Origin of the sequence: Lacticaseibacillus suilingensis, from assembly GCF_016861845.1 — a bacterium.
Lineage (GTDB): Bacteria > Bacillota > Bacilli > Lactobacillales > Lactobacillaceae > Lacticaseibacillus > Lacticaseibacillus suilingensis.
The window spans coordinates 1-26,083 of sequence record NZ_BOLV01000012.1 but is presented as its reverse complement, the minus strand read 5'-3'; the positions used below and the strand labels follow the sequence as shown (position 1 = coordinate 26,083).

The window sequence follows — 26,083 nt, the reverse complement described above, 5'->3', positions numbered from 1 at the left end:
GAGGTTCAAGGCTTGCACCAGCCGCCTTGTCGCTGAAAATCCTCTGTTTGAGCCTCTTGGTCATCGCGTTACGGCCATTATAACCAAGCCAGCCCCCAGCGTCAACGCGCCTTTTGCTTTGGTAGCGTCATTTTGGTGGCGTGCTGTTTTTGATGTGCGGTATAGAGCAAGCTTTGCAGCTCTGAAGTCAGGTCGATGTACCGAATCGTCGTTTCCGGCCGGCAGGCGACGGGTTGCGGCGCAAAGGTTAAAATCGCGGAAATGCCGGCGGCTTCGAGCTGGTTGATCACCGCCGTTTGGGCGCTGCTTGGCACAGCCACAATGGCGGTGTGAATTGTCGACTCCAAATGGGCCGCCAAAGTCGCAAACGCGTAGACCGGAATGCCGCCCACTGGTTGGCCAACTTTAGCCGGGTCAGAATCAAAGGCCATAACAATGTTCAAATCCGGATTGCGGCGAAAATTATTCTGCATCAAGGCGGCGCCGAGGCCGCCAACGCCGACCAAAATCATCGCCTCGGCAGAATCAACGTCAAGCAATTGCCCGAAGGCTTTCACCAGGGTTTCGATGCTGTAGCCATAGCCGCTTTTACCCATTTCACCAAAACTAGAGAAATCACGCCGAATAGTGGCTGACGGTATGTGAATAATCTCACTTAGACGATGTGAGCGAATTCGGCGAATCCCCTCTTGCTGAAGCTGCCGTACAGCCCGGTAATATAAAGGAATCCGATTGATAGTTGCTTTTGAAACATGGGTTTTTGTCGTTTGCATGCGGCCGCCTCCGCCTCAATTTAGTTCAATACTTCACACAATCAGTCTAGCATAATGATTGTGAAACATCAAACAAACTTTGGTGCAAAAAACCGCCGCTCCGCGAAGCGACGGTACCTAAGCTAATCTAACTGCATTTGGATAAACGTCACCGGTTGCCCGAACGCCTCTGCCGCCCGCTGGCCCGTGGTTTTGAATCCCAGTCTTTCATACAGGTGGCGCGCGCGGGCGTTAAAGTCAGCCACCTCTAACCTGACCGGCCCGGCATAGTGATACCGCTGGCGCCCAAAGGCAATCCCATCCAGCACAAACTGATGACCACGCCCTTGGCCAGTGTACGCTGGTGCCAGCCCCAGGCCGATGCTCATGATGCCATCAGGGAAGGAAAATTCATACATGCCAATCAGGGTTTCATCCCCGCCTTCAAGCACTGAATAGTAATCAGCGCCATCATCGGCAAAAATCTCATCCATCACGGCCGGCTGGGCGTCCTTTGGGGTGTTATAAAACGTATCGGGTTCAGGGTAAGCCCAATTCAAGTACGCCAAGGCTTCAGGCCGGTTCATGTAACGAATTGTCATTGCCAGCATCCTCCTAGAGTAGTTCAGTAATCAAATCCTGATCTTGGTTCATGAATTCATCAGAAGACTTGATTTCAGTGATTTTCACCCCAGCCAGCGCCCGTTCCATCAGGCCAGCGACATCGAGTTTGCTTTCGAAGTAGCGCGACTTATCCAAATTCGGCTTTGTCTTCGGTGAAGGTGGCGCAAAAATGGTACAGCAATCTTCAAATGGCATGATGGACAAAGCATAGGTATCGATGTCCTCCGCCACTTTGATGATTTCCGTCTTATCCATCGTGGCCACCGGCCGGATGATGGGCATCGTGGTGACGTCATTGATGGCGACCATGCTTTCCAGGGTTTGTGAAGCGACCTGACCGATCGATTCGCCATTGACGATGGCGAGGCCGCCGCGCTTTTCCGCCAGTGCCGCGGTCAGCCGGAGCATCAACCGGCGCTGCACCGTCATCAGATACCCTTCTGGCACCGTGGCCTTAATGGTTTCCTGGATTTCGGTGAATGGCACCTGAATGAACTTGATGTAACCGGCGTAAGGCGCTAGTTTCGTGGTCAACTGCTTGGCTTTATTCAAGGCGCTGTCGCTGGTGTAAGGCGGGCTAAAAAAGTGAACCATTTCAATATCGACCCCGCGCTTGAGCGCATAATAACCGGCAACCGGCGAATCAATGCCGCCAGACAGCATCAACATCGCCTTGCCCGCGGTACCGACTGGCATCCCGCCTGCCCCCAAAATGGTTTGGGTGGACAGATAAATGGCCTCACGCCGCACTTCCACCCGCAAGGTGAAGTCAGGCTGACGCATTTGCACCTTCAAATCAGGTCGGTGATCAACGAAAAAGTCGCCCAAGTTCAGGTTCATCTCGTTGGTGTCCAGTTCAAAGGTGTGATCAGAGCGCCGGGTGTAAACCTTATAGGAACTGCCCTCTGGCACCGTTTCATTCATCAAAGCTAGCGCCGCCTCGTGCACGGCAGCCATCTCTTTGGCGACCTTCACACTTGGTGAGTAGCTTTGAATCCCAAAGACCTTGCTTAAGCGCGCCATGACGGCGGTTGAATCCTCACCATTCAGCTCAATGTGGAGCCGATCGCGCTTGGGGCGAATGGTCAACGCTGGGAATTCGTGGAGCGCTTTGGTAATGTTGCCGTGCAAACGGCCGATGAACGCCTGGCGGTTCTTGCCCTTGGTGGACAATTCGCCATAGCGCACCATAATTTCACTGTAATTCACTCGGTTTCCTCCTTATTCAGCGTGCGCCGGCATCAGCTTCTTGAAGCCAGCATACACTTGGTCGAATGCCTGATTGAAGGCATCGGCTTCTTGCAATGTGTTGTATTCATCTAAGCTGATCCGCACCGCGCTGGTGGCCACGTTGTCCGGCACGCGCATGGCGGCTAGCGTACTACTTTCGGTGCCTTTTTTGCTGGAGCAAGCACTAGTGGTGGAAATATAAATGTCGTGTTGCTCAAAGGCATGCACAATGGTTTCACCGCGCACGCCAGCAATGGCAAAGGTCAAAATATGCGGGGCAAAATCAGGGGTCAGCTGGCTGAACATCACGGTATTGTCCTCTTGGGCCACATGCTCGTAAATGCGGTGGCGAATGGCGGCTTGATGCGCCACCTTGCCCGCCTCGTCATCCAGCAACAGCCGCAGCGCCTTGGCCATCGCGGCAATGGCCGGCACATTTTCGGTGCCAGAGCGCAGGTTACTTTCCTGCCCGCCGCCGGTCAAAAGTGGCGCCAAGTGTTTGCCTTCCTTCATATAAATAAAGCCAGTGCCACGTGGGGCGTGGAACTTGTGACCTGAGAACGTCAGGAAGTCGATGCGCGGATTACGCAGGCTAGGCATCAAGCCTTTGCCGATTGCCTGCACCGCATCGACGTGAAAATGCACATTCGGGTAAGCGGTCAGGATTTTGGCCACCTCGTCAATCGGCTGCTTGGCCCCGATTTCATTGTTCACGGCCATGATGGACACCAAAATCGTGTCATCGCGCAGCGCTGCCTTCAAATCGGCAGGGTTGATAAAGCCGCGCTTATCCACTGGCAGATACGTGACTTCAAAACCCAGACTTTCCAGCTGCTTCATCGTGTTGATCACCGCGGGATGTTCCACCGCGGTGGTGATCAGATGCTTGCCGAAGGGCCGCTTTTCGATGGCGGTGCCTTTGATAATCCAGTTGTCGCCTTCCGTGCCACCACTGGTGAAGTAGATTTCATCAGGTTTGGCCTGCATCAACTGGGCAATCTGGGCCCGGGCGCTTTGCAACATTTCGTCAGCCTTACCGCCTACCGCGTGCAAGCTCGACGGATTACCGAAAAAGTCCTCGCTGACTTTGCGGTACGTATCCAGCACCACCGGCAACGCCTTGGTGGTGGCACTATTGTCAAAATATATCATGACCGTCATTCTTCCTTTTCGTAAGTTTAGCTGCTTGCCAGTATACCAAAAACGAGCGTAAAAAAAAACCAGCAACCCTAGGGTTCAGCTGCTGGTGCAGGGCTTAAAACAGATTGTTGTGCTGCTGGGCGTTATAGTCGTCGGCCACTTTTTGGTAGCTGCCGGCTTCAACCGCCTCGAGCGCGGTGGCAATCGTATCCGCCGCGGTTTGATAATCATACTTGGCGTAGGCCGCTTGGGCCTCGGCCATCGCCTGCGCGACCGCTTCATGAGAAGCTTTGTAGCGGTTAGCATATTGCAAAAGTTGTTCGGTCATGCCAGCAGCGTCAATCACATCGCGACTTTGCTGTTTGAGCTGATCAATGTCACTGGACACCTTGATGAGCTGTTTGGCAATTGCGTCCAAATCGATTTTAACCTGATTCATCGCCTGCTTAAGGCTGGTGATTTCGCTCGTCACCACCTTGAAGAAGTCGCGGTAGGCTTTCGGCAGGCCAGGCAAATCGTGACGCGAAACTTCATAGCGAATATCGCGCACCGAGCGGTCGAAGGCATCGACCTGATCGATGGCCTTTTGCTCGGTTTCGCGCAGGCCGCTGACCGAGTCGTTGATCGTCGCCTGCTGCTTTTCAATCGCGGTCAGGTCGCTACGATCTTGGGTAAATTGACCCAGCACTTCAGAGTACACGGCCTGGTGCGCGGTCAGTTGGTCAACCGCCTGATCATAGGCCTGGTTGATATCGTTCAGTTGGACCTTTAAGTTATTGGTGGTTTTGATTTCATCATGATTCAGCTGATAGCTTTGATTCAGATGATCGAGTTCAATCGCCAAGGTATGGTTCTGCTGCAAGGCATGATTGATAAACTGCCGCAAGTCGGTTTGGCTATCAGCCACCGCGGTTTTGGCCTTCAGCTCTTTTTCCATCACGGCGTAAAGGGAATCAATTTTGTTGGCAATGGTTTCGGTGTTGGCGGTCAGTTCGGTCACCGCTAGATCTTTAATCTGCTGGTCGGCGACCTGCAGCGCCGTTGTGACCTCAGCCACACCGGCCGGAACATCTTCCGTAAACTGGAACTGCTCAGCGGTAAGCTGCTCAAACCCGCTTTGAATTTCCTTCACTTGACCCGGGAATTCATTGACGACTTCATTGACCAGCGGCGGCAAGGTCTTCACTTGCAGCTTGATGGCCGCAACCTCATTTTTCAGCTGACCGAGTTCGCCTTTGGCCTTGGCTGGGTCGCCGGCGGCATTCAGCTCGTTGATGGCTGACAGGCGCGCCGCAATTTGCTGGAGACTATCTTCCAACGCCGGCAACGCCTCACCAAAGGCAAAACTCTTCGCCAAAACCGTCTTCCGCGCTTCCTGATAGCCTTCGCGCAGCTGGTTGATGCGCTTGGCATTTTCAGCCTCGCTGATCTTAATGCCAGACAGCGCCTTGTTGATCTGATTCATCTGCTTGGCCGCGCCCATTTGCAGGGCTTCAATATTAGCGATACCGTCTTTCACCTGGCCAAAGTGGAACTGCTTATTCGCCTGTTCCACATCAAGCAGCGCCGTCTGCAATTCCGTCAGCGTGCCATCAAGTAGCTCCTGATAAGCCTTGGCCCACTTTTGGAATTCCTGGCGACTATCGCCACTCAAGTTCAGCTGTTGAATGCTGCGAATCAGCCCTGCCGCGCTACCTGTATCCAGCGTAGCGACTTCTTCGTCCAAAGATTTGATCACGCGCGCGTTGCGCACCTGATACCCCCAAACCCCTAGGCCAATCAGCACGATAATAATCAATGCAATGATAATCCAAGTCATGTTATTACACCTTCCGCCATCCGAGAGCCGCAGTTGCAATTTATCAGCGGGCCCACTAAACTGTCCCTATTACAAGTCGACAATCGTCTTCGGTTCCTAGTATCTCAAAAACGCCGGCAATATGAAAGGCTTTCTCATAGGAAAACCCCGTTTCCGTAAGGAATGAAGGCAATTTCACTCAAGGAGTGTTGAATATGGCCCCAATCGATCCGCTGCTGGTCGCGCAAGTTGATGCCTTGCTGACCGGCGAAACCAATGTGATCACTAACTTAGCCAACGCCAGTGCCGTGTTGTTCAACGGCATGGCAGCCGTCAACTGGGCCGGTTTTTACCTTTACCACCAAGCACAAAACAGCCTTGACCTTGGCCCTTTCCAAGGTCAAGTGGCGTGCATGCATATCGCCCCAGGAAGCGGCGTGGTGGGGACCAGTTTCGCCCAACAAAAAGCGCTGCGGGTACCGAATGTCCATGAGTTTGCCGGCCATATCGCCTGCGATGCGGCCAGCAACAGCGAAGTCGTCGTGCCGCTGGTCGTCAGCGGCACGATTGTCGGTATCATGGACATTGATTCGCCTGAGCTGGACCGCTTTAGTGAAAACGACCTGAAAACCTTGCAGGACTTTGCCCAGACGCTAGCGAAACACCTTGACGCCGAGGCGCTAGCTACGGTATACTAGCCTGCGTGTAAAATAATGCAGCAGTGAATGGAATGGTCGGCTCCAGTTTGGCAACCCTTTGCGGAGAGCTTAGTAACCGCGGCTGCGAGAGCGAACAGCTTAGCTTAACTGCCCGTGTTTTGAATTCACAATTCATTATTTTACTCCAAATATAATTCTTGGAGGAAATACCTTATGTCTCGTTATACTGGTCCTCGCTGGAAGCAGTCCCGTCGTTTGGGGCTTAGCCTTTCCGGCACTGGTAAAGAACTTGCTCGTCGTCCTTACGCCCCTGGTGATCACGGTGCTAACAACCGTCGGAAAGTTTCCGAATACGGCCAACAGCTCACTGAAAAGCAGAAGTTGCGTTGGATGTACGGCTTGAACGAACGCCAATTCCAAAACCTGTTTATCCGCGCCGGCAAGATCAAAGAAGGTACCCATGGTGATAACTTCATGATCCTGCTCGAAACCCGGCTGGACAACTTGGTTTACCGTTTGGGTTTGGCCTCCACTCGTCCGCAAGCTCGTCAACTTGTCAACCACGGCCACATCACGGTCGATGGCAAGCGTGTTGATATTCCTTCTTACGAAGTTGCTGCGGGCCAAGTGATTGGCTTGCGCGAACGGAGCCAGAACCTGACCATCATCAATGACTCACTGGAAGCAACGGTTTCCCGCCCTGCTTACGTGACCTTCGATGATAACAAGAAGGAAGGTTCCTTGGTTCGCCTCCCAACTCGCGACGAACTGGAACCAGACATCGACGAAGCCTTGGTCGTTGAATACTACAACCAGAAGCTGTAATATTCGCCACCACAAACGCTGTTACCGCAACGTTTATCGGACTTCAACCGTTGCAGATTGTTGCAGAATTTACAATTCGGATAGTAAGTCCATTGCACGCCCATTCTGGGCGTGTTTTTTTTCGGGCATTAACAAGATGTAATAGTCTTGTGTGATACTCAAGCTCGTATGACTGGCAAGGACGGTTTTGAAATTTAGTTCCAATATTTTATGGCTGACATCGACACCCACGTCGTTCATGATTCCAAGAAACCTTTGAGCAAAGGAAAAGCGACGTCTATTTGAGACATCGCCCTTACTCCGGTCACTGAACTATTTTCGTGTAAGTATCACTGATGATGCCATACCTCTTAACTGGTTAAAGTGCTGTGTCACTCACCGATGATTGTTGTCATCTTAGCCATGAGCATCAACATCTGACGAAGTTCAGTTTCACCCATTTCATCAACAAAACCATTGAAAGCCTGATCAAATTCAGCGTTTGTCAATTTGAGTTGCGCGACGCCTTCCTCAGTCAAAGCGAGGCTCAAATTCCTACGATTATCCGGATCGGTGGCGCGCGTGATTAGCCCTTTCTTCGCCAAACCAGTCGTACACTGGGAAACTGCCGCTTTGGTGATTCTTAAGTCCGTCGCGATTTCCACCGAGCTCTTGCCAGCTTGAATACCTTGCAAGATCAACAAATCGGTTAGGCTCAACACGTGCTGCTTGCCACGGCCAAATTCTGTATTGATCAGATTCTTGAACTGAAAAATTGTTTTCAAGTAGCTCATCTTGATATCTTCTGTCATAGGCCACTCCTATTTTAGAATCGTCTCGTCTGGCTGGATGTCAGCCAATACCAGGCTTTGTTGCCAAAGCTTAGCTTGCGCTGCGCGGTCATAAGAGGCTGGTGATGACTTGGTATCTTTACCGCGATCAATGTACTTACCGGTGACGCCAGCATATCGGCTTTCAGTTACCATGTCGGCCAGCGCTTGCCCAGATGTTTCTGCACTCCCGTGGCGACCAATCAAGTATGAAAAGGCGTTCATCGTGAATTTCATCATACGGTTTGAACCAGAATCACCGTTCAAGTTAGTCCCCGTCATCAGTCCTGGATTAAAGGCGTTGACGGTGATGTGCTTGTTCGTTTCTTCAGCCACCTTATCCGAGATAATGTAAGCTGCCATCAGGTCCAACAATTTAGACGTCGGGTAGCGCAGTAAGGCGTTGCTGTCAGCGGCTGGATGCGCTAATGGTTCAATATCTTCAAAATGAGGCGCCGGGAATGGAAACAGCTTCGGCGGATTGTGGGTGTCACTGGAAACAAAGACGATCCGCCCATTGTCAACCACTGAGCTCAGCAACAAGTTGACTAACAGAAAGTGTCCCAGATAATTGACGCCAAAGGTGGTTTCGAAGCCTTCTTTAGTATAACTCAATGTGGTCGGATTCAAGCCAGCATTGCAAACCAGTGCATACAACGGCGGAAAGTCGGCCTGCTTAAAGTCACTTGCAAAATCACGCACTGATTGTAGCGACCCTAAATCTAATGGCCGCGTAAAAATATTTTGATTGCCAGTTTCGTTCACCATCCGCTCGCGAGCTGTTTCCGCTTTTTGTTGGTTACGGCTGGCGATAATGATGGTGTCATTTTGATTGGTGTGCGCAATGTTCTTGGCGGCTTCATAACCCAAACCTGAATTACCACCAGTTACGATAATCGTATGTTCACTCATATTAGTTCTCCTTAGTTAAGATGTTTACAGTTTAGAGCTTAACCATTCCCTCGTCAAGCTTTTTGACAAAACAATCCCGCCAAATTGTAATCTTCTCCGCCAAGATAAATTGCTGTACCCCTTGGTATGACTGGGTTAATGTGGCCGGACAGACGAGTTTCCCGCCAAAACTCAAGAATTTACAACTTTTGCACTTAAATCAAATCTAAATTACTGTCAGGTACCAGATTTTTAGACAAAATTGACCCACTTCAAAGGTTGTGGGCCATTCGTGTAGGAACATTTCATCTTAGATCTGACTTGAAAGAAGTCATTGTAAGTTACAATTCAATCAATCCATCGCGCAATGCCGCAGCCACTGCTTCGGCACGGGTAAACACACCAAGCTGATTGTATATCTCGGTGAGGTGTGCTTTGATCGTTCGTTCACTTAAATGCAACGTGTCGGCAATATCAATATTGCGCGACCCTTCGGCTACCATCTTTAGGATCAGTGTGTCACGTTCATTCAGCTTTGGTTTTTCTGCTGCAGAGATCGCGAACGCCTTGCCCATTAACGATGGTTCGACGTAGATCTGACCACTGATGGCGCCTTGGATTGTTTTGATAATGGTGTCCTTGTCGGCATCCTTAAGCAGGAAGCCTTTAGCACCCAATTTGAGCGCTTGTTGGATCGGCTCTTGATCATCAAACGTCGTCAAAACAACCACTGGTAAATTGGGATGGTCTTGACGTAGAGCCCGCAACATCGCGATACCATCCATGTTCGGCATACGAATGTCGGTCAGCACAACGTCTGGAGATAATTCCTCGACTTTTGCCAAGCCGTCCTTTCCGTCAACGGCAGTACCGACGGCTTCCATCCCGTCAGTGGTCTCCATAATAAGCGACAAGCCAGTACGTAAAATCTGGTGATCGTCTACAATCAAAACGCGAATGCTCATAATTGCTCCTTCTTAGTTACTGGCATCGTCAACGTCACGGTGGTGCCTTCGTTTGGGGTGCTGACGACGGTCAACGCACCATCAAGCGCTGCGGCGCGCTCGTGCATACCTTGCATCCCGAAATGTCCGGACTTCTTCTTCACGACCGTGCCTTCGCCGAAGTCGATTACCTGCAGGCGGAAAACATCTTCATACGATTCTCCACGCACGATTGCCTGCTTAGTGTCAGTGTGTTTAACCACGTTGATCACGGCCTCTGACACGATCCGGTTGATCTCAGTGAGCTGGACGCCGGAGTAGTCCGGCACATAGTTCATCTTGATGGAAACCTCTAACTGATAGTTCTTCATGAAAGCTTCAGCCAGCAGTTCCAGACGCGCAGTCAGACTTTGTTCCGAAGTCGCGCGCAAATCCGTCAACGTCAGCCGCGTGTCACGCAAGGTGTCGCGGGCAATGCCGGTAGCGCCTTGAATCACTTCAAGTGCCCGGTCGTTCTTGCCGCTTTGCAGAAACGCCTGTGCCGCTTCCAGTTGCATAACCGTTCCAGCCAAACCTTGCGTCAAGGTGTCGTGTAACTCACGCGCCACCCGCTGCCGTTCGGTGCGCACCGTCGATTCTTCGACTTGCGAATAGGCAATCTTGAGTTCAGACACCAGGTCTTCGGCGCGCTGGCGGGCGGCTTGTTGTTCCTGGAAGAAGCGCCAGTATGCCATCACGATCAGCACCATGAAGATCAATCCGACTAATACTGCCGCACCTTGAAGCCAACCATTGAAAGCCACATAAGTGAACCAAATCAAAAGACTGACGCCGGCTAGCCAGCTCAATGGCTGTTTAGGCCGCGAATACAGGTTGATCATCTCGATCGCCATAATTGGAATCACACCAAAAAACATCACCGGCATCTGATTCGTCAAAGCAAGCGTTGTGCTGACGGCAAAGCCCAACTGAGGTAGTAATAACCACAGCCGCCCTCGGGGGATCAACCAATCGCCAAACCACAGTAATACCTCTTCAGCCAATAAGCCGCCAACAATAATTTGCTCCTGCCAACCAACAGGAATATCAACATAATGCGTGAGCCAACCGCTAGATAACGTGATATCCGTGCTGGTGCGTGCCACATACAAGGCGGCAAAGCCGATGATCAGCATGAACAACATCAACGGAAGGCGCAACACATGATAAGGAGTTTTCTTATTCATACATCTGTCCTCTGCTTTGAATGATACGCCATTTATTGAAAAAAACGATGTGTCCAACAAAGACACATCGTCGTTGATTAAAGTGGTAAGTCTTTCTTGGCAAAGGCCGTGGTGCCGATACCAAAGGTCGCGGCCGCAATACCACCTAAAGCAGCCAACTTAGGCAACCATTTGGAGCCGGCAGACACAATGTTTTTGTAGTCGAACAAGCTGACGATGGTCAAATGTTGCACATGTTCCAAACCAGCCACACCATAATCTGCAAAGGAGCCGACGATTGCTAAGAGAATGAACAAGATGATCAGCAAGCCCCCAGTACCAAACGCATACTTGGACAGGTTGAAAATGCCGCTAGCAGCAAACATGATTCCAGCAAAAGCCAAAGCAACCATGAAGGCACCAAAATTCAAGTTGATCAGCGTCTGTGTTTTGAAGCCAGCATCGGCGATGTTATTGGTGACAAGTGACACAGCGACCATCGCCCCGTATGTCACCACAAGACTGCCCACCATGTACACCAGCTGCGTGATCGCAACGGTAGTCCGGCGGATCGGCGCGGTGAGGATATAGGCCATCGAGCCTTGATCGACTTGACCGGCGAGTAACTTATTACCGGTAATCACCACTAATAACGCGACCATTGTTGACACCAACATGCCATAATACATTGGCGCAACCAACGCCTGAGTCTGTTTCATCGCAATCAATTGGGCTAAGATGACGTTCATCACCAAGGTCACCAGCCCCCAGACGGCGAAGTTTGACTTAAAGGTTTGTTTCAGTAATGGAAAACTCATGATTTTATCTGCTCACTTTCTTATACACGAAGCCGTATTACAGCTCCAGTTCCTTCTCAAAGTAATTGTCCAGTGTCTGCGTATCGAAGCTAACGTCGGTGAGTTTGACTTCGCCCAATAGTTGCAACAGCCTTGCTTCGTCGTCATTGGGCACCAACAGCACCACCGTGTTGTGCAACGGGTCTTGGCGTACCGGCTCAAAGTCGCTAGTCAACAGGCGCTCGAAACCGTCATTGGTCGCAGCAACTATCGTCACCCGTTGAGCGGCGTGGATCTCGGCAAACTTGCTCTCGTCGAGCACGTCGATCACCTGACCGTCTTTGAGGAACATGATGCGATCGCAGGTGCGTTCCAGTTCGTTGAACATATGACTGCTCAAGAACACGGTGGTACCTTGCGCTTTAACTTGGAGAATGAGGTCGATGAACGCGTCGCGCATCACGGGATCTAAGCCGGTGGTCGGCTCATCTAGCAACAACAGCGGCGGTTTGGTCATGAACGCGCACACCAGCGCGGTTTTCTGCTTCATGCCTTTGCTCATGCGGCGCAAGTCGGCGGTAAGGTCGATCTTGAAGCGCTGGATCAGCTCATTGACGTATTCGTCTTTGTTGGCGCGCAGCAGCGCCAGTTCGTTTTGCAAGAAAGTTGCACCGGACTTGGTGTCTGGAAAGGCAATCTCGCCTGGTACATAGCCGATCAGCGGCTTGGTCTTGGCGGCCTTAGTCCAGGCGTCCATGCCGCGGATCGCAGCGGAACCTGCTGACGGGTGAATGAATCCCATTAGCATACGCATGGTGGTGGTCTTGCCAGCGCCGTTCTTGCCGACAATGCCGACGACCTCGCCTTGTTGGATCGCCATGTTCATGCCATGTACGCCGCGATTGTTTTTGTAGTTCTTGGATAATTGCTTGGTTTCAACCATTGCTAACATTGCGTTCCTCCACTAAATCGTTTTGAAGACCTTGTCGGTGCGGTAGAAGTTCATGAAGTAGGATTCAAGGTCGAACTTGTCTTCAACCAACTTCGTGATGTGGCGGCCTTTTAGTTGATTGGCAAAGAAGTCACCGACTTCCGCCGCTTTGACCTTCACCTTCAAGCCAACTTTGCTCTTAGCGCCGCCAAGCTCGTTGGCCGCCAAGTCGCGGTCGTGTACCGTTTTGAAGAACAGTTCGTAAGTCTTCACGTCTTTGTTCTGGAGCTTATTGGCATCAACTTGCGACACGATCTTACCGTCTTTGATGATCGCGATGCGGTCACAGGTCGCTTCGACTTCTGGGAAAATGTGGCTGGAAAGCAAGATGGTCTTACCGCGCCGCTTCTCAGACACCATGAACTGAATGAATTGTGCCTGCATCGCCGGATCAAGCCCACTTGTCGGTTCGTCCAGAATCAAGATCTCCGGATCGGCCAAAAAGGCGGTGACCACGGCAAGCTTACGCTTGGTGCCCAGGCTCATGCGCTTGGTGTTGCCGCTGGGGTCGAGGTCAAACATCTCAAGCAACTGATTCAAGTACGTGTCATCTTTGACGCCGCGCATCTGTTGCATGGTGTGAATGAATTGCCATCCGCTGACGTTCACTGGCAACGCGATCTCCCCTGGCAAGTAACCGATGTGCTTCATCACCTGGTTATATTGAGTGGTGGCGTCAAGGCCAAGTACGCTGACGGAGCCGGAACCCGGCTTGGTGAAACCAGTGATATGGCGAATGGTCGTGGTCTTGCCGGCACCGTTAGGGCCGAGGAACCCGAAGACTTCGCCGGGATGAATCTCGAAGCTGACGTCGAAGATACCGCGGCCGTGGCCAAAGTCCTTCGTAAGATGATCGACTTTTAATGCTGCTTGTGTCATGTTTTCCTCCTGCAATTAACTGATGAACCTAGCATACTATGGATAGTGCGTGTTGCCATCGTCTGAACGGGCAGACTTTCATTGCCCGTTCGGGCAGTTTTCACGCTTTACCATCATTTGTCTTTCTCTTTTCGGTATCTTCGGGAACTTCTTCTAAAAAGCGATCGATAAATGCGCCCTCAATTCGTTTGTATGCACCAACTACATTTCTTTCAATTTTTTTGTGAGTGTTAACCACAGTTTCAGCAATTCGATCGTTAGTATTTTTCAATGAATGACCAATCTTGGTGGTAGTAGGGTTGCCATCTCGCCTTGTACTTTTCAACTGGTATTGTTTTGTCATAAGGGTTCTTTCCTCGTTTCATTTGATGAATACAGCATACCGAGAACTGACCGCCTTGGCATCGTCCAAACGGGCACACTTTGGTTGCCCATTCGGGCACTTTTGAGAATTCAGACATCACTAATTGCAGATAAATCGATTGTACGATTTATCCAATAGTATTTACGGGGAGCTTAAGTGTTGCACCTTGTTGCAGAAGTTATCAATTCTTACCGACTTTCACAGCACTACATCAAGATGTTTTGCTCAAATACCTTGATACGTTTGGATTTATGTTGAGACGGATTGACAATATTTGCCTAGCTACCACCAGAAGCTGTAATCGATTATCCTGCCTCGGCAGACAAAAAAGCATTTGGCCATTTGGTCAAATGCTTTTTTGCGTCTTGATTTGTCAGCTAAGGCTACTGCTGAGTAGGCTGATAACGGCGGGTTAAGAAATCCGCCATACTCTTGGGCTCGGAGCCAGTGATGGTCTGAAAATCGGTGGTGACCTGGTCTAACAATCCCATGGCCCCAGCCGCATACATGCTGGCCAGTTCTGCCCCATCCCCTTCAGCCGCGTAGATCCTTCCAAATTCTTGGGTAGTCACCGGTGCATAGCCGATTTCGTGGCCCGTCACTGTGGTCATGATTTGGCCGAGGGCCGGCATCGTTAGGCTTTGCGTTTGCGTCAGCGTGTAGGTTTGCCCTTGATTGAGCAACTCAGGCCGCGTGGCTAAGGTGGCGATGGCTTTTGCACTATCCGCCGAGGTGATAAAGCTCATCGCCTGGTTGCCCACGGGATAGATCAGCGCCTTGCGTTCAATTAGCTCTGGGAGATACGGTACCAACGGATCTGCGTACAAAGCATTTTTGATGACCGCATAATTCAACCCGCTGGAGGCCAACCGGCGCGGCGCGTAGCCGTAGTATGGCGCCATCACAAAAGGATTGTGCTCCTGATCAGCGTAAAAGCTGACGAACACCACTGCCGGCACTCCCGCCTGCTTAAGCGCCTGAAGTGAATTTTCGAATTCCGTGATACGCTGCAAAACATCGTAAGTCTTGCTGGGTATGTAAACCACCACGTCTTGGCCGGTGAAGGCGCGCGTCATCATGGCGACATCGCGATAATCACAAGCGGCCACGTGGATGCCTTGCGCCGCAAGCCCCGCCGCCTTAGCTGGGGTGTGTACGGCCGCGGTGATTGATGCGGCACCAACGCGGGCACCCAAGTCGGCGACCACCTGCTGGCCCAAATGACCCGTCGCACCAGTAACAAGATATTTCATCAACTGTTCCTCCTTAATCGCTACGTTCAAACCATCAGGACATGGCGAACCAACAGAGTGCCACGTCCTGTTACTTTATTATTAACATGATGATTTAATCTTACCACTAACGGCGACCAATTACGATCTCTATATTCACTCAGACACGCCGGCCCAGCCAAACAAGATGGCTCGATGACGCCCAGCGCTAGCCCAGGATTTGACTGACTATATTGCACCCAAAACCTAAAAACACGAGCATTCTTCCATCACAAAAGCCGGTCCCCCCTAGACTGGGAACCAGCTTTACCGACATTTTTCAATGACCATCACAGTCTCTTTTGCCAACACATCACGTTTAATTCAACGTCTGTAGGAAAGCCGCCAACGTGACGATTCCATGCACTGGCTCGTGGGCGCGCAAATCCCGGTAAAACGCCTCGGTCTTTTGGGCCGCACTCATCTGAGTCATCTGGTGCGCAATCAGCGTTGGCATTCCTGCTTTGACCAGTGCTGCTTCTTTCTGATCATCCGTGATGGTCACCCACCGTAAATCAGGCAGGTCCAATCCGGCCGCGAGCCCAGCAATGAGCTCATTACCGGTTAACCATTGACTCATCACATAGCGCACTGCGTTGGCCTGCGGCACTACCTTAAACGCATCAAGCATAGCAGTCGCAATATCACGCGGATCGGTCCAGGCGCTTTGGATGTCCGGGCCAAAGTTATTGGTGTAGATGTGCTGCGTCTGCATTTGGGTCAAGTTGGCGCGTAAGTTATCAAAGAAACCCACAGGCCGAATGAAGCTGAAGCGTGTTTGTGAGGCACGCTTCAATTCGTTTTCGATCAGGTGGTAGGCATAAAGTGCGCCAACTTCTGGGCCTTGATCCGCCCCCACACTGGACAGATTAACCGCATATGGTACCTGTGCAGCCTCTAGTGCCTGCCGATAACGCGTGCCTTGTATCTCCCCCAACGCCACCGGGTCGCCACCGGCTGGGCCCATGCCTGTCAGCATCACGTACACCGCATCATTCCCTTTGAACGCTTGGGTCAAGAAAGACACATCCTCAATCGACCCCACTAGTGCCGTAGCGCCAAGTTTTTGAATTGCGCCCACTCGGTCTTCACTATGCGTGATGACCTGAACCTGATGGCCGGCGGCGACAAGCGCCGGAATCGTAATTTGGTTAATATGACCCAGCGAGCCAGTTAATGTGATTTTCATTGTGTGAGAGCCTCCAGTTTTTATAAAAGATAGTCTTATCTTTATTGACGAGTTTCAGTTTAAAGATAGTTCTATCTTTTGTCAACCTTGTTCTTTCAGCTTTTCTTAGTTAAAATGATGCTATGAAAACAAAAGATTCGGAAAAATACGCCAAAATTCTCGCCGCTGCTAAGGCGCTGATTCTGCGCGACGGCGCTGCAACCATTAGCACAACCAAGGTGGCCAAGGCGGTCGGCATGGCTCAGTCCAACCTCTACATCTACTTCAAAAACAAAGACGACCTGCTTCGCCAGTTGTATGTCAATGCTCAGACTGAAGTCCAACAGGATTTTGCCAAGCACGTGACGCCGAATGCGGATCTGACGACCGCCGTGCCCGAGTACATTGACGCGATGTACGCCTTCGCCAGCACACACTTCGACACGTTTGAGCTGTTGCACCAGATCAAGGCGCTGCCCAATGCCGAGTGGACTCACACGATCACTGATGCCCAGAACCCGGCCCAGATGATACAAGCCGCAATCGATGCTAGCATTTTGCGCCCGGTTAGCCCGGCCATCATCATGGCCATCATCTACAATGCTATTCGCCAGTATGTACTCGGCGTTCAGCATGGGGACCAAACCGACTTCGATGAGGTGCGCGAACTCTTACTGAACGGCATTATGCGCCGTGATTAGAAGGGCTTAAGGCTCGTCCAGCTGAGCTTTAAGCGCTCTGTTCGGAAGAGTTTGCCCGCAATTAACCTACCGTGGTTGCCACCTATCCTGCCTCGGCAGACAAAAAAAGCATTTGGCCATTTGGTCAAATGCTTTTTTTGTTTCTCCCCGGTCTTAGTCGTGAGTGAACATCAGCAAAGCGCCGTTGCAGCGCTTGGTTGACCTGACGCACCGCCTCAGCATCCACTTTCATCACTCGGCGGTCAAAGGTCCATAAGCCGTTCACCTCGCCATGGACATCACTGACTTGGGTATAAATGCTGGCTGCTAGCCCGCGCTTAATGGCTGGCAGGACCCGCTTGCGGTACAGCTTGACCAGCGCAGCGGTTAACTTTTGCCGACTATGGTAATACCGGTAACCAAACGCCTTTTCCGGGGCATGCCCTGGCCACGGCAAACTGTAACCCCCGAATTCGGTGAGGGCCTGAATCCGGCCGAATCGATCACGATGGAGATGAAATGGCTTGTAGTAGATATGCCAAGAGCGAAAATCCCCGCCGTGTTGGTCATGCCAGCCGGAAGCCTGATCGATTAAACGCGTGGGGTCCAGCGCCGCCAGTTCCTGTGTGATGGCCTGCGTGGCGAATTGCCCCCAACCTTCGTTGAATGGGACCCAGGTACAAATTGAGACCACATTCTTTAGCAACGCAACTGTGCGCTGCAGGTCGCGGTGATAAACGGCCCGGCCGGCTGGGGACTGGCGGCCAAAGCCTGCATGCGTATCCTTCAAAGTGATGCCAATGAACGGCAAAATCTGAATCACCCACGGCGAATACGGACCACCACCGGACACGAAATCTTGCCACACCAACAGGCCCAGCTGGTCGCAGTGGTAGTACCAGCGGAGCGGCTCGATTTTGATGTGTTTTCTAATCATGTTGAAGCCCAAGGCCTTGATCCGCTTCAGCTCAGCCACCATTGCCTCATCACTGGGCGCAGTGTAAAGCCCATCGCTCCAATAACCCTGATCCAGCACCCCGGATTGATAATAAGGCTTACCGTTCAGCAAAAAGACGGTCTGGCCATTGGCATCAGCCCCGCGCCCAAAACTACGGAGGCCAAAATACGACGTCACGGTATCCTGTCCGACTTGGACCGTCACCTCATAGAGAAACGGGTCCTCGGGTGTCCATGGGTGCTTGTCCGGCAAAGTCAACGTGACGGCCACGCCGGCAGTCGTCGCCGCGGCCACAGTTTGCTGCTGGGCGGACACGGTCACAGCTAACGTGTCCGTGGTGGCGTGATTCAAGGTCACCTTGACCGTCACTTGCCCGTTACTCAAATCCGGCGATAACGTCAGGTCGGAGATGTAAGTCGCAGGCACCTGTTCCAGCCAAACCGTTTGCCAAATGCCACTTTGCGGCGGATACCAAATGCCCCCGGGCTGCAGGCGCTGCTTACCTGTGGCTTCATCGCTTTGGTCACTGTGATCTTGCACCGCCACGATCAGCTCAACCGTTTTGCCCCAAGTACTAGCCGGTAGCTCACAGCTAAAAGGCCAGTAGCCGCCACGATGCGTGACCAGCTTTTGCCGGTCCACAAAGACCTGGCAGTACTGATCTACCGCCCCAAAGTGTAATAAACAATGGCCCTCAGCCCCTACCGGTACCGTGACCTGCCGCCGATACCACAAGGTTTGCGTTGGCTGGAGCGGTGGCAAGCCGCCACCGAGTTCACTTTCTGGTGAAAAAGGAACAGTAATCTGACCCGCCCACTGCTTGGGCAACGTCAGGGTCGCCGTAATCGCATAGTCCCATTGGCCGTTCAAATTAAGCCACTGCTCCCGGCGCAGCTGCGGCCGCGGGTATTCAGACAGTGGCTGATCTCGATTGAGCTTTTCCCCCCATGGCGTTAACATCGTCATCACCTCTTAATGCCAGTGTACCCCAGCAGCACCCAAAAACCGCAAGCGAATTTGCTTGCGGCCATGATTTAGTTATGTTTGAATACCGACCAGCCGGTAGTGGGTTTGAACCCAATCCAGTTGGGCATCGTCGTGATCTGGTTAGCGTACTCCGTGAAGTCGCCGGCATTTAAGCCCTCACTCACCAGAATTTCCGTGAATGGCGTTCCCGCGAGCACCGCAGAATCTAGCTTATCTTGCACAATCGGAATCAGGTGCTCACGCAGTTTATCGTAGCTAGCCATCTGAGCAAAAATTGGCGTGTCCGCGGCGACATACAAATGGTTGTGGCAATCCACATGATCCATCAGCCACGCTGCCATCAACGCCGCCTCGGTTTGAAATAACCGCACCGGCACTGCATGGTCATCCAACAACCACAACTCCGACGGCGAGAAAGTTTGGGCAAACACTGGCCGCCCGGCCTCTGAATACAAGGTGCGACTCATGATGCTGTGCACAGTCGGCGCATCGCGGCCATCCACCAGCTGCGCCGAATTGGCCGTGGCCCCGAACTGCTCGGACATCAAAAGTCGTTGATGCTGGTCGTAAGTGTCCACCCGCACCGGCTGGCCGCCGGCAAAATAATTGATGGCACAGACCCGGCCGCGTTCGTCCCGATCCACCCGGTAAATTGGCTGGCCATCCCCGTCATGGTAAACGGTGGCGCTGCGCGCATAGTCTTCAAACGTTTGCAAATCGCCCAGATAGCCTGCCAGCGGCAATGCAGTCAGCGGCTGATTTTTCAGTTCGCGATGGCCATGCAGTTCGGCAAAGAAGTTCTCATGCGGCGTGCCCTTGGCAAAGAAATGACCCTTGTCGCGATACAGCGTGAAGTTATCATTGGCTCGCGGATCCAGCCCCCCAGACAACACAGTCACCGGCCGCTCAGCCAGCGCCGCCTTCACGGCCTTCAAATGCGCCGCCGCCTCAATCGAAATGGTTGGGGCAATGCGATCAAGAAAATAGTAATCAGGGCCATTAGTTGCCGCCTGCACTGGCTGTTTTGACTTGAATAAACTCATGGTAGCCTCCTAACGATAATCGAAGAAATGGGCGTCAAAAAGCGGTGCTTTGGCCCTCGCCACTCGTTCCAGGTGCCGATTGCGAATGCGCCAGCCCCAAACCGTGATCGCTTGGATAATCAGCAAAATCACCAAACCAACACTGGCCGCCATGCTGACCTTGAGGCCCTGTCGCAACTCGGGGAAGGTATATTTCAGTTCCACGTGGTGCGTACCCGCGGTCTTCAGGTTGATTTTCATCAGCTCCAGATACTTGTGCGCTTTCACCGGTTTGCCATCCACTGTGACTTGCCAGTCCGTATCGTAAGGCAAGGTCATAATCAGCGACTGATTGGCTTTGGTAGCGGTGGCGGTGCCTCGCCAGTGGGTGGTTTTCAGCCGCTTGAGGTTGACCGGTTGCTGGCTCATTTGCTTCAGCGCCTGATCAAAACGCTCCTGATAACCCACGAGAACACTGTATTTCGGCAGGTGGGTAACGCGCTTTTTCTTATCGAATTTCTTTTGCGTTTTGGTGTAGTCTAGCACCTTCAGCGTCACTGTAATGGTTTGGCCCTCGGGATAGGTCCCCAGGGGAATGACCCCACTTTCAGTTTCCGTACCATCGGTCACAATTTTCTTACCATTAACTAAAACCACGACATCAGGCCGAGTTTCCGGTGTCAGGGTGTAGAGCTTATCATGCCGCAGCTCGAGGTAAAGCGGTCGGTTCACCCCGCCACCGGGCACCGAAATCTTGACGGTGCGGGTCTTCAAATCCCGTTTGGTTTCTTTCACCCCACCGCGCAGCATGTAAATGTTATCGACGCCACTTAAATCACCGTAAACCATTCCCACATTCGCGACCCCGATGAACTTATAGGTTGACTTCACCTTGGTGGCGGTGGTGGGAGCGACTAGCCCAATTTTTTGCGCCAATGGGTTCTGATAGATATGGTAGCCATTCACATTGGCCAAAGGCTTGAGGCCTTGGGTCACCAGGCGACTGGCTTGGTTCGTCACGCCAGCGGGGCCATCGACAAGGTACTTGATGCCAAACAAGCTATCGGCCGCGCGCGTCGAGCCACCATCATAGGAGGTCCAAGGCGAACTAGAAAGGTAGCCCATCGTTTGCATCATGAAATTAATGGCATGAGGCTGACTAGAACTGAAATGGGTCAACCCATTGAACCCGAATTCCATTGGCGTCGTGCGATCGCGCTGATAGTTCAACTCCATCCGGTAAAAGTCGTTTTGATCATGCTGCTTGACCCAAGCCACAGCCGCGTTCGTGCCCTTCACTTCCCGCGAGTAGCGTGCCATGTTGAAGTAAGTGGGCTGGTGGCCATAACTCCAAACCGTGGCCACCGCTAAATCGGTCACCCCGACCACTGCCACCAGCACACCCGTCACCCGTTGCCATTTGGGCCGAGCAAAGTAGAGGGTCAAAACTAAGGCCCCCACCGCAATCATCGCCACATTATAGCCGAAGGTCACATTGGTAAATTGATTAACCGCATAATCCCCTTGGTAGCTGAAAATTCTGACCTGATGAAAGGCTACCATAATCGCGACCAACACGACGACTAAGAAGAGATAGCGCGCCGCTCTGGCACTCACGCGCATGAGGCCAAAGGTAAACAGCGCCATCAAGATAAACAAAAACCCAAACACAAAGGACCAGCGTTGCAAAAATCCCACTGGTTTGGAGAAGCCATGCCAGGCGGTATTCGTCCCATCGAACAATGACTCCAGCGCCAGCAGCACTAACGTCACCCCGGTCGCCACCCGAATGAGTGCAGGAATACGATTAGCGAAGAAGAAGGCCGCCAGCAGAATCATCACAATGACCCCAGTATAGATTTCCGGGCCAGGATTGTTCCAACTCATCGGCGTATAGGTCAGGTTGAAGAGGTTATTCAGCATCCGATAAAGTGTCCACGTATGCGTCAAGGTGAAATGATAGGCCGTGGTGCCTTTAACGCCTTGCAGGGTCTTCAAGGTTGGCCAAATGATCACCCATGCCAACCCCACCGTCACCAGCGAAATCGCGCCAAAATAAGTGAGTTTCAGCAGAATTTGTTTGAGGTGCCACCCAGCAATGCGCCACTGAATGACCATGCGGAGCACAAAATAGTGCACCAAAAACAGAGCCACCATGTAGCCGATGTAGTAATTCAAAATCAAGGACAACCCCAGCATCACCGAGTAGAAGGCCCACTTGGTGTGGGTAATGTAACGCTCCACCCCGAGCACCACCAGTGGCAGTAAAATCACGGTATCTTGCCACATCAAATCCATGGAGTAATGCAACATCCATCCGGAAAAGGCCCAGGATAACGCAAGTAGTACCTGGAGTGGGACATTGACCTTCAGCGCATAGTGGCGGTTGAAATAGCGCACCAGCACCAGCATCGTGGCGGCAGCAGCGGCATTTTTCGCCACGGCCATCCAGGCCACCGCAATTGGGAGTTGACTAAAGGGAAAAAGGAACAACAAGACATTGAATGGGCTCAGCAAGTAGTAGGTGGTCAGCCCAAACATATTCCCGCCCAAGGTCATACTGCTCGAATAGAGAAACTGCTGCCAGTCGCCAAAGTTCCGCTTCAAATAGGCAAAGTAGCTGGCATATTGCTGGTTCAAGTCCTGCCGCAAAATCGTGTGCGGACCAAACGGGGCAATCCCGTTAACCTTTAGCCCGATGATTGCGACGCCCACCGCCGCCACGATCACGAAAAGATACAACCCTATTGGCCCAATAACCCGCCGAACCGCCTTCATAAGTCCTCCTCCGTAGCTCGGCCCCCCAACCGCGCTACGTCTTCCCCTAATCATCACTGATTAATTATTATAAATTAATTTTATCATTTTTGGCTCGCAATGTAGCGCTTTTATTAGGCCTGACGCCAACAAAATTTAATCACTGAGCGGCTCAGTTTCACCGAGATTCAAAAAGTGGCCATTGCTGACCACTTTTTAAATCTCATTGTTGCTCAATGACTCCTTCAGCCTCAAGAATCCGCTGCCAACCCCGCTGCAACTGCACATCAGCGCGATCTTCATCGAAGACTTTGGCTTGCGGCAACTCGGCATGAAACTGGCTGGTAATAATCACATCATCCGCCTGAGGCGTAATCCGCAAATTGCCCTCACGCAGTCGATACCCATGCTTGACGCCTTGGAGCTGCGCGACAGCCGCATCGTACTCGCGCCGTTCCGCCATAATCAAAGCGCCGGTATTGGCCAACGGTTGCAACATTGCTTGGACAAAGCCGGCAAAGGAGGCGTACTGCGCACCGGTCGCATTAAGGGTCAGCAGGCCGCCTTGATTAAAATCCTGTGTCGCCGCCGTCTGTCCCTGCGGCGTTAAGTAGGTCACTTGCCGCAAGTGACTTTCGGCATAATGGCGCACCTGGCTGAGAAAGCCGCGGCAATCATAGAGGTCGCGGCGGGAGCGGGTCCCACTTTCATCGAAGTAATCCACCGCGTCGACATGGCCGGCTTCATCGCGCCACACTTTCGCCCGCAACTGATCCTGCCGGTGATACTCATCGCCCTCGGCTTGACCCAGTTTTGCCCAATCACTCGGAAAAGCGAGCTTGGCCGCCATGAAAGGCGCAACTGCTAAAGCCGGCACCTGCTGAATTTGATCGAAGACGGAAACCACTTGCTCCGGCTGCACCCCATACTCGCCGACGACCTGTGGCCAAGTCGGCGAATCGCCCAGGGTGACAATCGTCGCGCGCACACCTAGTGTAGCAAAGACCTTCACTCTTTCGTACAGCGCCGCCTCGACGGCCGCTGGCGGCGCCGCTAACGTGCCTGTGACAAAAAACGCCTGCATCGCGTTTCCTCCCTGCTATGCGTTGACGGAAACATGCGCCGTTAGCGGCGAAATCCGCTGCAAATAGGCATTGAATCGAGACGGCGCGGCATTCCACGGCGCGGCCGGGTTCAGGTCGCTAACGCGCAGGTCATCGACAAACGCCATAATTTGGGGCCATTTTTCCGCATGCACTGCCGTCAGCTCCGCCATCTGTGCCGTCATCGCGGCGTCTCCTCCCGCTTGTGAGTAGAACCGCACGATGGTTTTGGCCAAAGTCGGCACATACTGATCAGGGGCTAAACTCCGCAGGCGCGTGAGAAAACGGGTCATCATCCGCACCCATTCCAGCTGCAGGGTTTCAGGTTGCGGCGGTAGCACCGTTTCCGGTAGCGCCCGACCCATAAACTGCACAGCCACGACACTTTCCAGCTTGCGTGGGGCTTGCGCGATGGCTTCAATCTGCTGGCCCACGTACTGCTCGGTATAGACGCCAAAGTCTTCGAATTTGATCTGGCTTTGCATCAATAAGTTGCGGTTGATGAAGCGGCCGCTCAATAGATGGTTAGCTGACTCAACTTTATAGGCATAGCTGCGATCGTCGTTCATCTCTTGGCGCATCAACAGGCCGGAAATCAGCTGTGCTTCAGGATGGGCCGTAATGGTCTGCAGCACTTGCTGCAAAACATCGACGGCATTGAACTGAAAATTCGGCCCCAGAAAGGCGACGTACTTGCCCGTGGCCAGCATCACGCCTTGCTGAAAGGCATTAGCCCAAGACCAAATTTTTGCCGGCTTGATATAACGGAAGGTCAGGTGGTTGAACACCCGAAGCGGCTCCAAATCTTCCAACTGATAGCGCCCGTTATCAATCAAGAGCACTTCAATCTCGCGAAAATCCACCCCTAGCTGATTGTTGATGGATGATAACGGCACAGCCAAATCATGCACCGAAGCCGATTCCATAGCGATAATAAGACTGACCCGCTTGTTCATACCTGTTCCTCCAAGTTGTTAAAATCGCCCGCGGCCAGTTCGACTAGCCGTGTCTTACCTTTATTGATGCTTACTTGCCACCACGGGTGATTCGCAATCACCATTTGGGCCAGCTCAGCGCTGCCGTCATTTGTTGCAAGCACTTTCACACAATTTAAGTTTACTCCAATTGCCTTGCAGACAGAAGCCAGCCTCCGGTCAAAATCAGCACCGTCATCTAATTGAAACAAAATGCCGATATTCACGTTGGCCTCATGCATGGTTTTGCGCCTCATCAAAGGCATGCCTTAGCAGCTTTATCTGAACTGACAAATATTTTTCCATCCCAGCAGTGGACCAGCCGACCCGTCTACCGCCAGGTTCGCTGTCTCTGATGATTAGTTTTCTGACTTGCTCTTGCCCTTCATCGGTCCACAAACTGCGATTTTCAACCAAGAGCTTCGTGTGTTCGGCAATAAAGGCGTCCGGATCGACAGCTGGATGCTGTTTTTCCCGGTAAAACAAATCGGCCATATATTCATAGAAATCACGGGGCCAAACCGAGGGCTTTTGCTGCCGCAATATTTCCAAAATATAGCGGTTAGATTCCGCCCAAGTATGCAGCTGATGATCGAATTCGTGACCATTTTTACGCACGGTTGATTTAGGATTCCACAGCCAGACATACACCGGTTTGTCTAGATAAAAGCGATCCTGGGCCAGCTCACAGGCCAATCCCACAAAATAGGTATCCTCGAAGATCCGCAAATCTGGGTGCCAAGTAAGCCCAATCCGCTTGATGTACTCGCGGTGATACAGTTTGCCATAGGCCGCTTTCCAATCGTATTTAGCTGACAGCGCATAATTAAACCCATCTCGCCGGTATTGTTGCTTGGTATAGCGCGCAATGATCAGGTCATGATCATGCTCACGCGTCGGCGCCAGCATGTCTCTCAACGCGAAAACATCACTAAGCTCATCGTCGGCGTCAATGAACATAAAATAGTTACCTGCTGTGTGGTCAATACCGACTTGCCGAGCCACCCCAGCCCCACGACTGGGCTGATAGTTCAGCTGACGCACGACCAATCCGCGTGGCGCTTGGAATAAATCATTTGGCATCGCCGCCACGCCATCGCCGATAAGCGCGACTTCAATATCCCTCAATTTTCAAGTCAAGTGCAACGATGATAACGAATTCTTGATAGTGGTCTAGTCTGTTACGCCATGCATCGGTAGTAATCGCATGGGCGAAGATAGTTCAGAATACGTCTGGGACGATGGTTCAGTGCGG

At 52.1% G+C, this 26,083-nt stretch carries 25 protein-coding genes and 1 other annotated feature (1 of these 26 cut by a window edge); of the genes, 3 read left to right on the top strand and 22 right to left on the bottom strand.

What is annotated here, in order from left to right; translation table 11 throughout:
* Nucleotides 1–73, bottom strand: a binding site (T-box leader); it reaches 133 nt to the left of the window's first position.
* A 28-nt stretch (nucleotides 74–101) separates the two neighbouring features.
* From JUF11_RS08275 to ezrA, 5 genes are all read right to left on the bottom strand, one after another.
* On the bottom strand, nucleotides 102–773 hold the full coding sequence (locus JUF11_RS08275) for a redox-sensing transcriptional repressor Rex (protein ID WP_125581127.1): 672 nt from the start codon (nucleotides 771–773) through the stop codon (nucleotides 102–104).
* A gap of 122 nt (nucleotides 774–895) precedes the next feature.
* Entirely contained in the window at nucleotides 896–1,354 is a 459-nt protein-coding gene (locus tag JUF11_RS08270; protein ID WP_204119184.1) for a GNAT family N-acetyltransferase, read from the bottom strand.
* 13 nt (nucleotides 1,355–1,367) lie between these two features.
* Nucleotides 1,368–2,585 carry a tRNA uracil 4-sulfurtransferase ThiI gene (gene thiI, locus JUF11_RS08265; protein WP_204119183.1) on the bottom strand — a complete coding sequence of 406 codons (1,218 nt, stop codon included), beginning with the start codon at nucleotides 2,583–2,585 and terminating at the stop codon, nucleotides 1,368–1,370.
* A gap of 12 nt (nucleotides 2,586–2,597) precedes the next feature.
* A complete protein-coding gene (locus JUF11_RS08260) occupies nucleotides 2,598–3,758 on the bottom strand; it encodes a cysteine desulfurase family protein (RefSeq protein WP_204119182.1) in 1,161 nt (386 codons plus the stop codon).
* A 103-nt stretch (nucleotides 3,759–3,861) separates the two neighbouring features.
* Nucleotides 3,862–5,565, bottom strand: coding sequence for a septation ring formation regulator EzrA (gene ezrA / locus JUF11_RS08255; protein ID WP_204119181.1), 1,704 nt, complete (start codon nucleotides 5,563–5,565; stop codon nucleotides 3,862–3,864).
* A 194-nt stretch (nucleotides 5,566–5,759) separates the two neighbouring features.
* Between ezrA and msrC the strand changes: the two genes are divergently transcribed.
* Nucleotides 5,760–6,242 (top strand): free L-methionine (R)-S-oxide reductase MsrC, encoded by a 483-nt coding sequence (msrC, locus tag JUF11_RS08250; protein ID WP_204119180.1) that lies wholly within the window; start codon nucleotides 5,760–5,762, stop codon nucleotides 6,240–6,242.
* 174 nt (nucleotides 6,243–6,416) lie between these two features.
* Nucleotides 6,417–7,028, top strand: a complete 612-nt coding sequence (gene rpsD / locus JUF11_RS08245) for a 30S ribosomal protein S4 (RefSeq protein WP_204119179.1) — start codon at nucleotides 6,417–6,419, stop codon at nucleotides 7,026–7,028.
* A 371-nt stretch (nucleotides 7,029–7,399) separates the two neighbouring features.
* On the opposite strand, the gene JUF11_RS08240 is transcribed toward rpsD, so the two are convergent.
* The 10 genes from JUF11_RS08240 to JUF11_RS08195 form a co-directional block, all read right to left on the bottom strand.
* On the bottom strand, nucleotides 7,400–7,819 hold the full coding sequence (locus JUF11_RS08240) for a MarR family winged helix-turn-helix transcriptional regulator (RefSeq protein WP_204119178.1): 420 nt from the start codon (nucleotides 7,817–7,819) through the stop codon (nucleotides 7,400–7,402).
* A 9-nt stretch (nucleotides 7,820–7,828) separates the two neighbouring features.
* On the bottom strand, nucleotides 7,829–8,749 hold the full coding sequence (locus JUF11_RS08235; protein ID WP_204119177.1) for an SDR family NAD(P)-dependent oxidoreductase: 921 nt from the start codon (nucleotides 8,747–8,749) through the stop codon (nucleotides 7,829–7,831).
* A gap of 320 nt (nucleotides 8,750–9,069) precedes the next feature.
* Nucleotides 9,070–9,693 (bottom strand): response regulator transcription factor, encoded by a 624-nt coding sequence (locus tag JUF11_RS08230; RefSeq protein ID WP_204119176.1) that lies wholly within the window; start codon nucleotides 9,691–9,693, stop codon nucleotides 9,070–9,072.
* Nucleotides 9,690–10,898: a sensor histidine kinase gene (locus JUF11_RS08225; RefSeq protein WP_204119175.1), complete on the bottom strand. Its 1,209-nt coding sequence runs from the start codon at nucleotides 10,896–10,898 to the stop codon at nucleotides 9,690–9,692. Before JUF11_RS08225 ends, JUF11_RS08230 begins: the two co-directional genes overlap by 4 nt.
* A 77-nt stretch (nucleotides 10,899–10,975) precedes the next feature.
* Entirely contained in the window at nucleotides 10,976–11,695 is a 720-nt protein-coding gene (locus JUF11_RS08220; RefSeq protein ID WP_236000495.1) for an ABC transporter permease, read from the bottom strand.
* Between the two features lie 37 nt (nucleotides 11,696–11,732).
* The gene (locus JUF11_RS08215; RefSeq protein WP_204119174.1) at nucleotides 11,733–12,626 is read right to left on the bottom strand and encodes an ABC transporter ATP-binding protein; all 894 of its coding nucleotides are present in this window, start codon (nucleotides 12,624–12,626) and stop codon (nucleotides 11,733–11,735) included.
* Between the two features lie 12 nt (nucleotides 12,627–12,638).
* On the bottom strand, nucleotides 12,639–13,544 hold the full coding sequence (locus tag JUF11_RS08210; RefSeq protein WP_204119173.1) for an ABC transporter ATP-binding protein: 906 nt from the start codon (nucleotides 13,542–13,544) through the stop codon (nucleotides 12,639–12,641).
* Nucleotides 13,545–13,644: 100 nt separating this feature from the next.
* Entirely contained in the window at nucleotides 13,645–13,887 is a 243-nt protein-coding gene (locus JUF11_RS08205; RefSeq protein WP_204119172.1) for a hypothetical protein, read from the bottom strand.
* 404 nt (nucleotides 13,888–14,291) lie between these two features.
* A complete protein-coding gene (locus JUF11_RS08200; protein ID WP_204119171.1) occupies nucleotides 14,292–15,161 on the bottom strand; it encodes an NAD(P)H-binding protein in 870 nt (289 codons plus the stop codon).
* A gap of 337 nt (nucleotides 15,162–15,498) precedes the next feature.
* On the bottom strand, nucleotides 15,499–16,368 hold the full coding sequence (locus JUF11_RS08195; RefSeq protein WP_204119170.1) for an SDR family oxidoreductase: 870 nt from the start codon (nucleotides 16,366–16,368) through the stop codon (nucleotides 15,499–15,501).
* 122 nt (nucleotides 16,369–16,490) lie between these two features.
* On the opposite strand from JUF11_RS08195, the gene JUF11_RS08190 reads away from it, so the two are divergent.
* Nucleotides 16,491–17,048: a TetR/AcrR family transcriptional regulator gene (locus tag JUF11_RS08190; RefSeq protein ID WP_204119169.1), complete on the top strand. Its 558-nt coding sequence runs from the start codon at nucleotides 16,491–16,493 to the stop codon at nucleotides 17,046–17,048.
* Nucleotides 17,049–17,172: 124 nt separating this feature from the next.
* On the opposite strand, the gene JUF11_RS08185 is transcribed toward JUF11_RS08190, so the two are convergent.
* The 7 genes from JUF11_RS08185 to JUF11_RS08155 all read right to left on the bottom strand — a co-directional run bounded on the left by JUF11_RS08185 (nucleotide 17,173) and on the right by JUF11_RS08155 (nucleotide 25,911).
* Nucleotides 17,173–18,945: a glycoside hydrolase family 2 protein gene (locus JUF11_RS08185; protein ID WP_204119168.1), complete on the bottom strand. Its 1,773-nt coding sequence runs from the start codon at nucleotides 18,943–18,945 to the stop codon at nucleotides 17,173–17,175.
* 74 nt (nucleotides 18,946–19,019) lie between these two features.
* Complete coding sequence (locus tag JUF11_RS08180; RefSeq protein ID WP_204119167.1) at nucleotides 19,020–20,015, bottom strand: hypothetical protein; 996 nt, start codon at nucleotides 20,013–20,015, stop codon at nucleotides 19,020–19,022.
* Between the two features lie 9 nt (nucleotides 20,016–20,024).
* Nucleotides 20,025–22,772, bottom strand: coding sequence for a YfhO family protein (locus tag JUF11_RS08175; RefSeq protein WP_204119166.1), 2,748 nt, complete (start codon nucleotides 22,770–22,772; stop codon nucleotides 20,025–20,027).
* A 202-nt stretch (nucleotides 22,773–22,974) separates the two neighbouring features.
* Nucleotides 22,975–23,835: an accessory Sec system glycosyltransferase Asp1 gene (gene asp1, locus JUF11_RS08170; RefSeq protein ID WP_204119165.1), complete on the bottom strand. Its 861-nt coding sequence runs from the start codon at nucleotides 23,833–23,835 to the stop codon at nucleotides 22,975–22,977.
* Between the two features lie 15 nt (nucleotides 23,836–23,850).
* Complete coding sequence (locus JUF11_RS08165; protein ID WP_204119164.1) at nucleotides 23,851–24,810, bottom strand: glycosyltransferase; 960 nt, start codon at nucleotides 24,808–24,810, stop codon at nucleotides 23,851–23,853.
* Nucleotides 24,807–25,070 carry a hypothetical protein gene (locus JUF11_RS08160; protein WP_204119163.1) on the bottom strand — a complete coding sequence of 88 codons (264 nt, stop codon included), beginning with the start codon at nucleotides 25,068–25,070 and terminating at the stop codon, nucleotides 24,807–24,809. The genes JUF11_RS08165 and JUF11_RS08160 overlap by 4 nt, the downstream gene beginning before the upstream one ends.
* Nucleotides 25,063–25,911, bottom strand: a complete 849-nt coding sequence (locus JUF11_RS08155; RefSeq protein WP_204119162.1) for a glycosyltransferase — start codon at nucleotides 25,909–25,911, stop codon at nucleotides 25,063–25,065. The genes JUF11_RS08160 and JUF11_RS08155 overlap by 8 nt, the downstream gene beginning before the upstream one ends.
* Between the last annotated feature and the right edge of the window lie 172 nt (nucleotides 25,912–26,083).

Bases quoted from the DNA above. Each gene is read 5' to 3' on its own strand.
- JUF11_RS08275 (WP_125581127.1), bottom strand. From the start codon at position 773: ATGCAAACGACAAAAACCCATGTTTCAAAAGCAACTATCAATCGGATT.
- JUF11_RS08270 (WP_204119184.1), bottom strand. From the start codon at position 1,354: ATGACAATTCGTTACATGAACCGGCCTGAAGCCTTGGCGTACTTGAAT.
- JUF11_RS08260 (WP_204119182.1), bottom strand. From the start codon at position 3,758: ATGATATATTTTGACAATAGTGCCACCACCAAGGCGTTGCCGGTGGTG.
- ezrA (WP_204119181.1), bottom strand. From the start codon at position 5,565: ATGACTTGGATTATCATTGCATTGATTATTATCGTGCTGATTGGCCTA.
- msrC (WP_204119180.1), top strand. From the start codon at position 5,760: ATGGCCCCAATCGATCCGCTGCTGGTCGCGCAAGTTGATGCCTTGCTG.
- rpsD (WP_204119179.1), top strand. From the start codon at position 6,417: ATGTCTCGTTATACTGGTCCTCGCTGGAAGCAGTCCCGTCGTTTGGGG.
- JUF11_RS08240 (WP_204119178.1), bottom strand. From the start codon at position 7,819: ATGACAGAAGATATCAAGATGAGCTACTTGAAAACAATTTTTCAGTTC.
- JUF11_RS08235 (WP_204119177.1), bottom strand. From the start codon at position 8,749: ATGAGTGAACATACGATTATCGTAACTGGTGGTAATTCAGGTTTGGGT.
- JUF11_RS08230 (WP_204119176.1), bottom strand. From the start codon at position 9,693: ATGAGCATTCGCGTTTTGATTGTAGACGATCACCAGATTTTACGTACT.
- JUF11_RS08225 (WP_204119175.1), bottom strand. From the start codon at position 10,898: ATGAATAAGAAAACTCCTTATCATGTGTTGCGCCTTCCGTTGATGTTG.
- JUF11_RS08220 (WP_236000495.1), bottom strand. From the start codon at position 11,695: ATGAGTTTTCCATTACTGAAACAAACCTTTAAGTCAAACTTCGCCGTC.
- JUF11_RS08215 (WP_204119174.1), bottom strand. From the start codon at position 12,626: ATGTTAGCAATGGTTGAAACCAAGCAATTATCCAAGAACTACAAAAAC.
- JUF11_RS08210 (WP_204119173.1), bottom strand. From the start codon at position 13,544: ATGACACAAGCAGCATTAAAAGTCGATCATCTTACGAAGGACTTTGGC.
- JUF11_RS08205 (WP_204119172.1), bottom strand. From the start codon at position 13,887: ATGACAAAACAATACCAGTTGAAAAGTACAAGGCGAGATGGCAACCCT.
- JUF11_RS08200 (WP_204119171.1), bottom strand. From the start codon at position 15,161: ATGAAATATCTTGTTACTGGTGCGACGGGTCATTTGGGCCAGCAGGTG.
- JUF11_RS08195 (WP_204119170.1), bottom strand. From the start codon at position 16,368: ATGAAAATCACATTAACTGGCTCGCTGGGTCATATTAACCAAATTACG.
- JUF11_RS08190 (WP_204119169.1), top strand. From the start codon at position 16,491: ATGAAAACAAAAGATTCGGAAAAATACGCCAAAATTCTCGCCGCTGCT.
- JUF11_RS08185 (WP_204119168.1), bottom strand. From the start codon at position 18,945: ATGTTAACGCCATGGGGGGAAAAGCTCAATCGAGATCAGCCACTGTCT.
- JUF11_RS08180 (WP_204119167.1), bottom strand. From the start codon at position 20,015: ATGAGTTTATTCAAGTCAAAACAGCCAGTGCAGGCGGCAACTAATGGC.
- JUF11_RS08175 (WP_204119166.1), bottom strand. From the start codon at position 22,772: ATGAAGGCGGTTCGGCGGGTTATTGGGCCAATAGGGTTGTATCTTTTC.
- asp1 (WP_204119165.1), bottom strand. From the start codon at position 23,835: ATGCAGGCGTTTTTTGTCACAGGCACGTTAGCGGCGCCGCCAGCGGCC.
- JUF11_RS08165 (WP_204119164.1), bottom strand. From the start codon at position 24,810: ATGAACAAGCGGGTCAGTCTTATTATCGCTATGGAATCGGCTTCGGTG.
- JUF11_RS08160 (WP_204119163.1), bottom strand. From the start codon at position 25,070: ATGCATGAGGCCAACGTGAATATCGGCATTTTGTTTCAATTAGATGAC.
- JUF11_RS08155 (WP_204119162.1), bottom strand. From the start codon at position 25,911: ATGCCAAATGATTTATTCCAAGCGCCACGCGGATTGGTCGTGCGTCAG.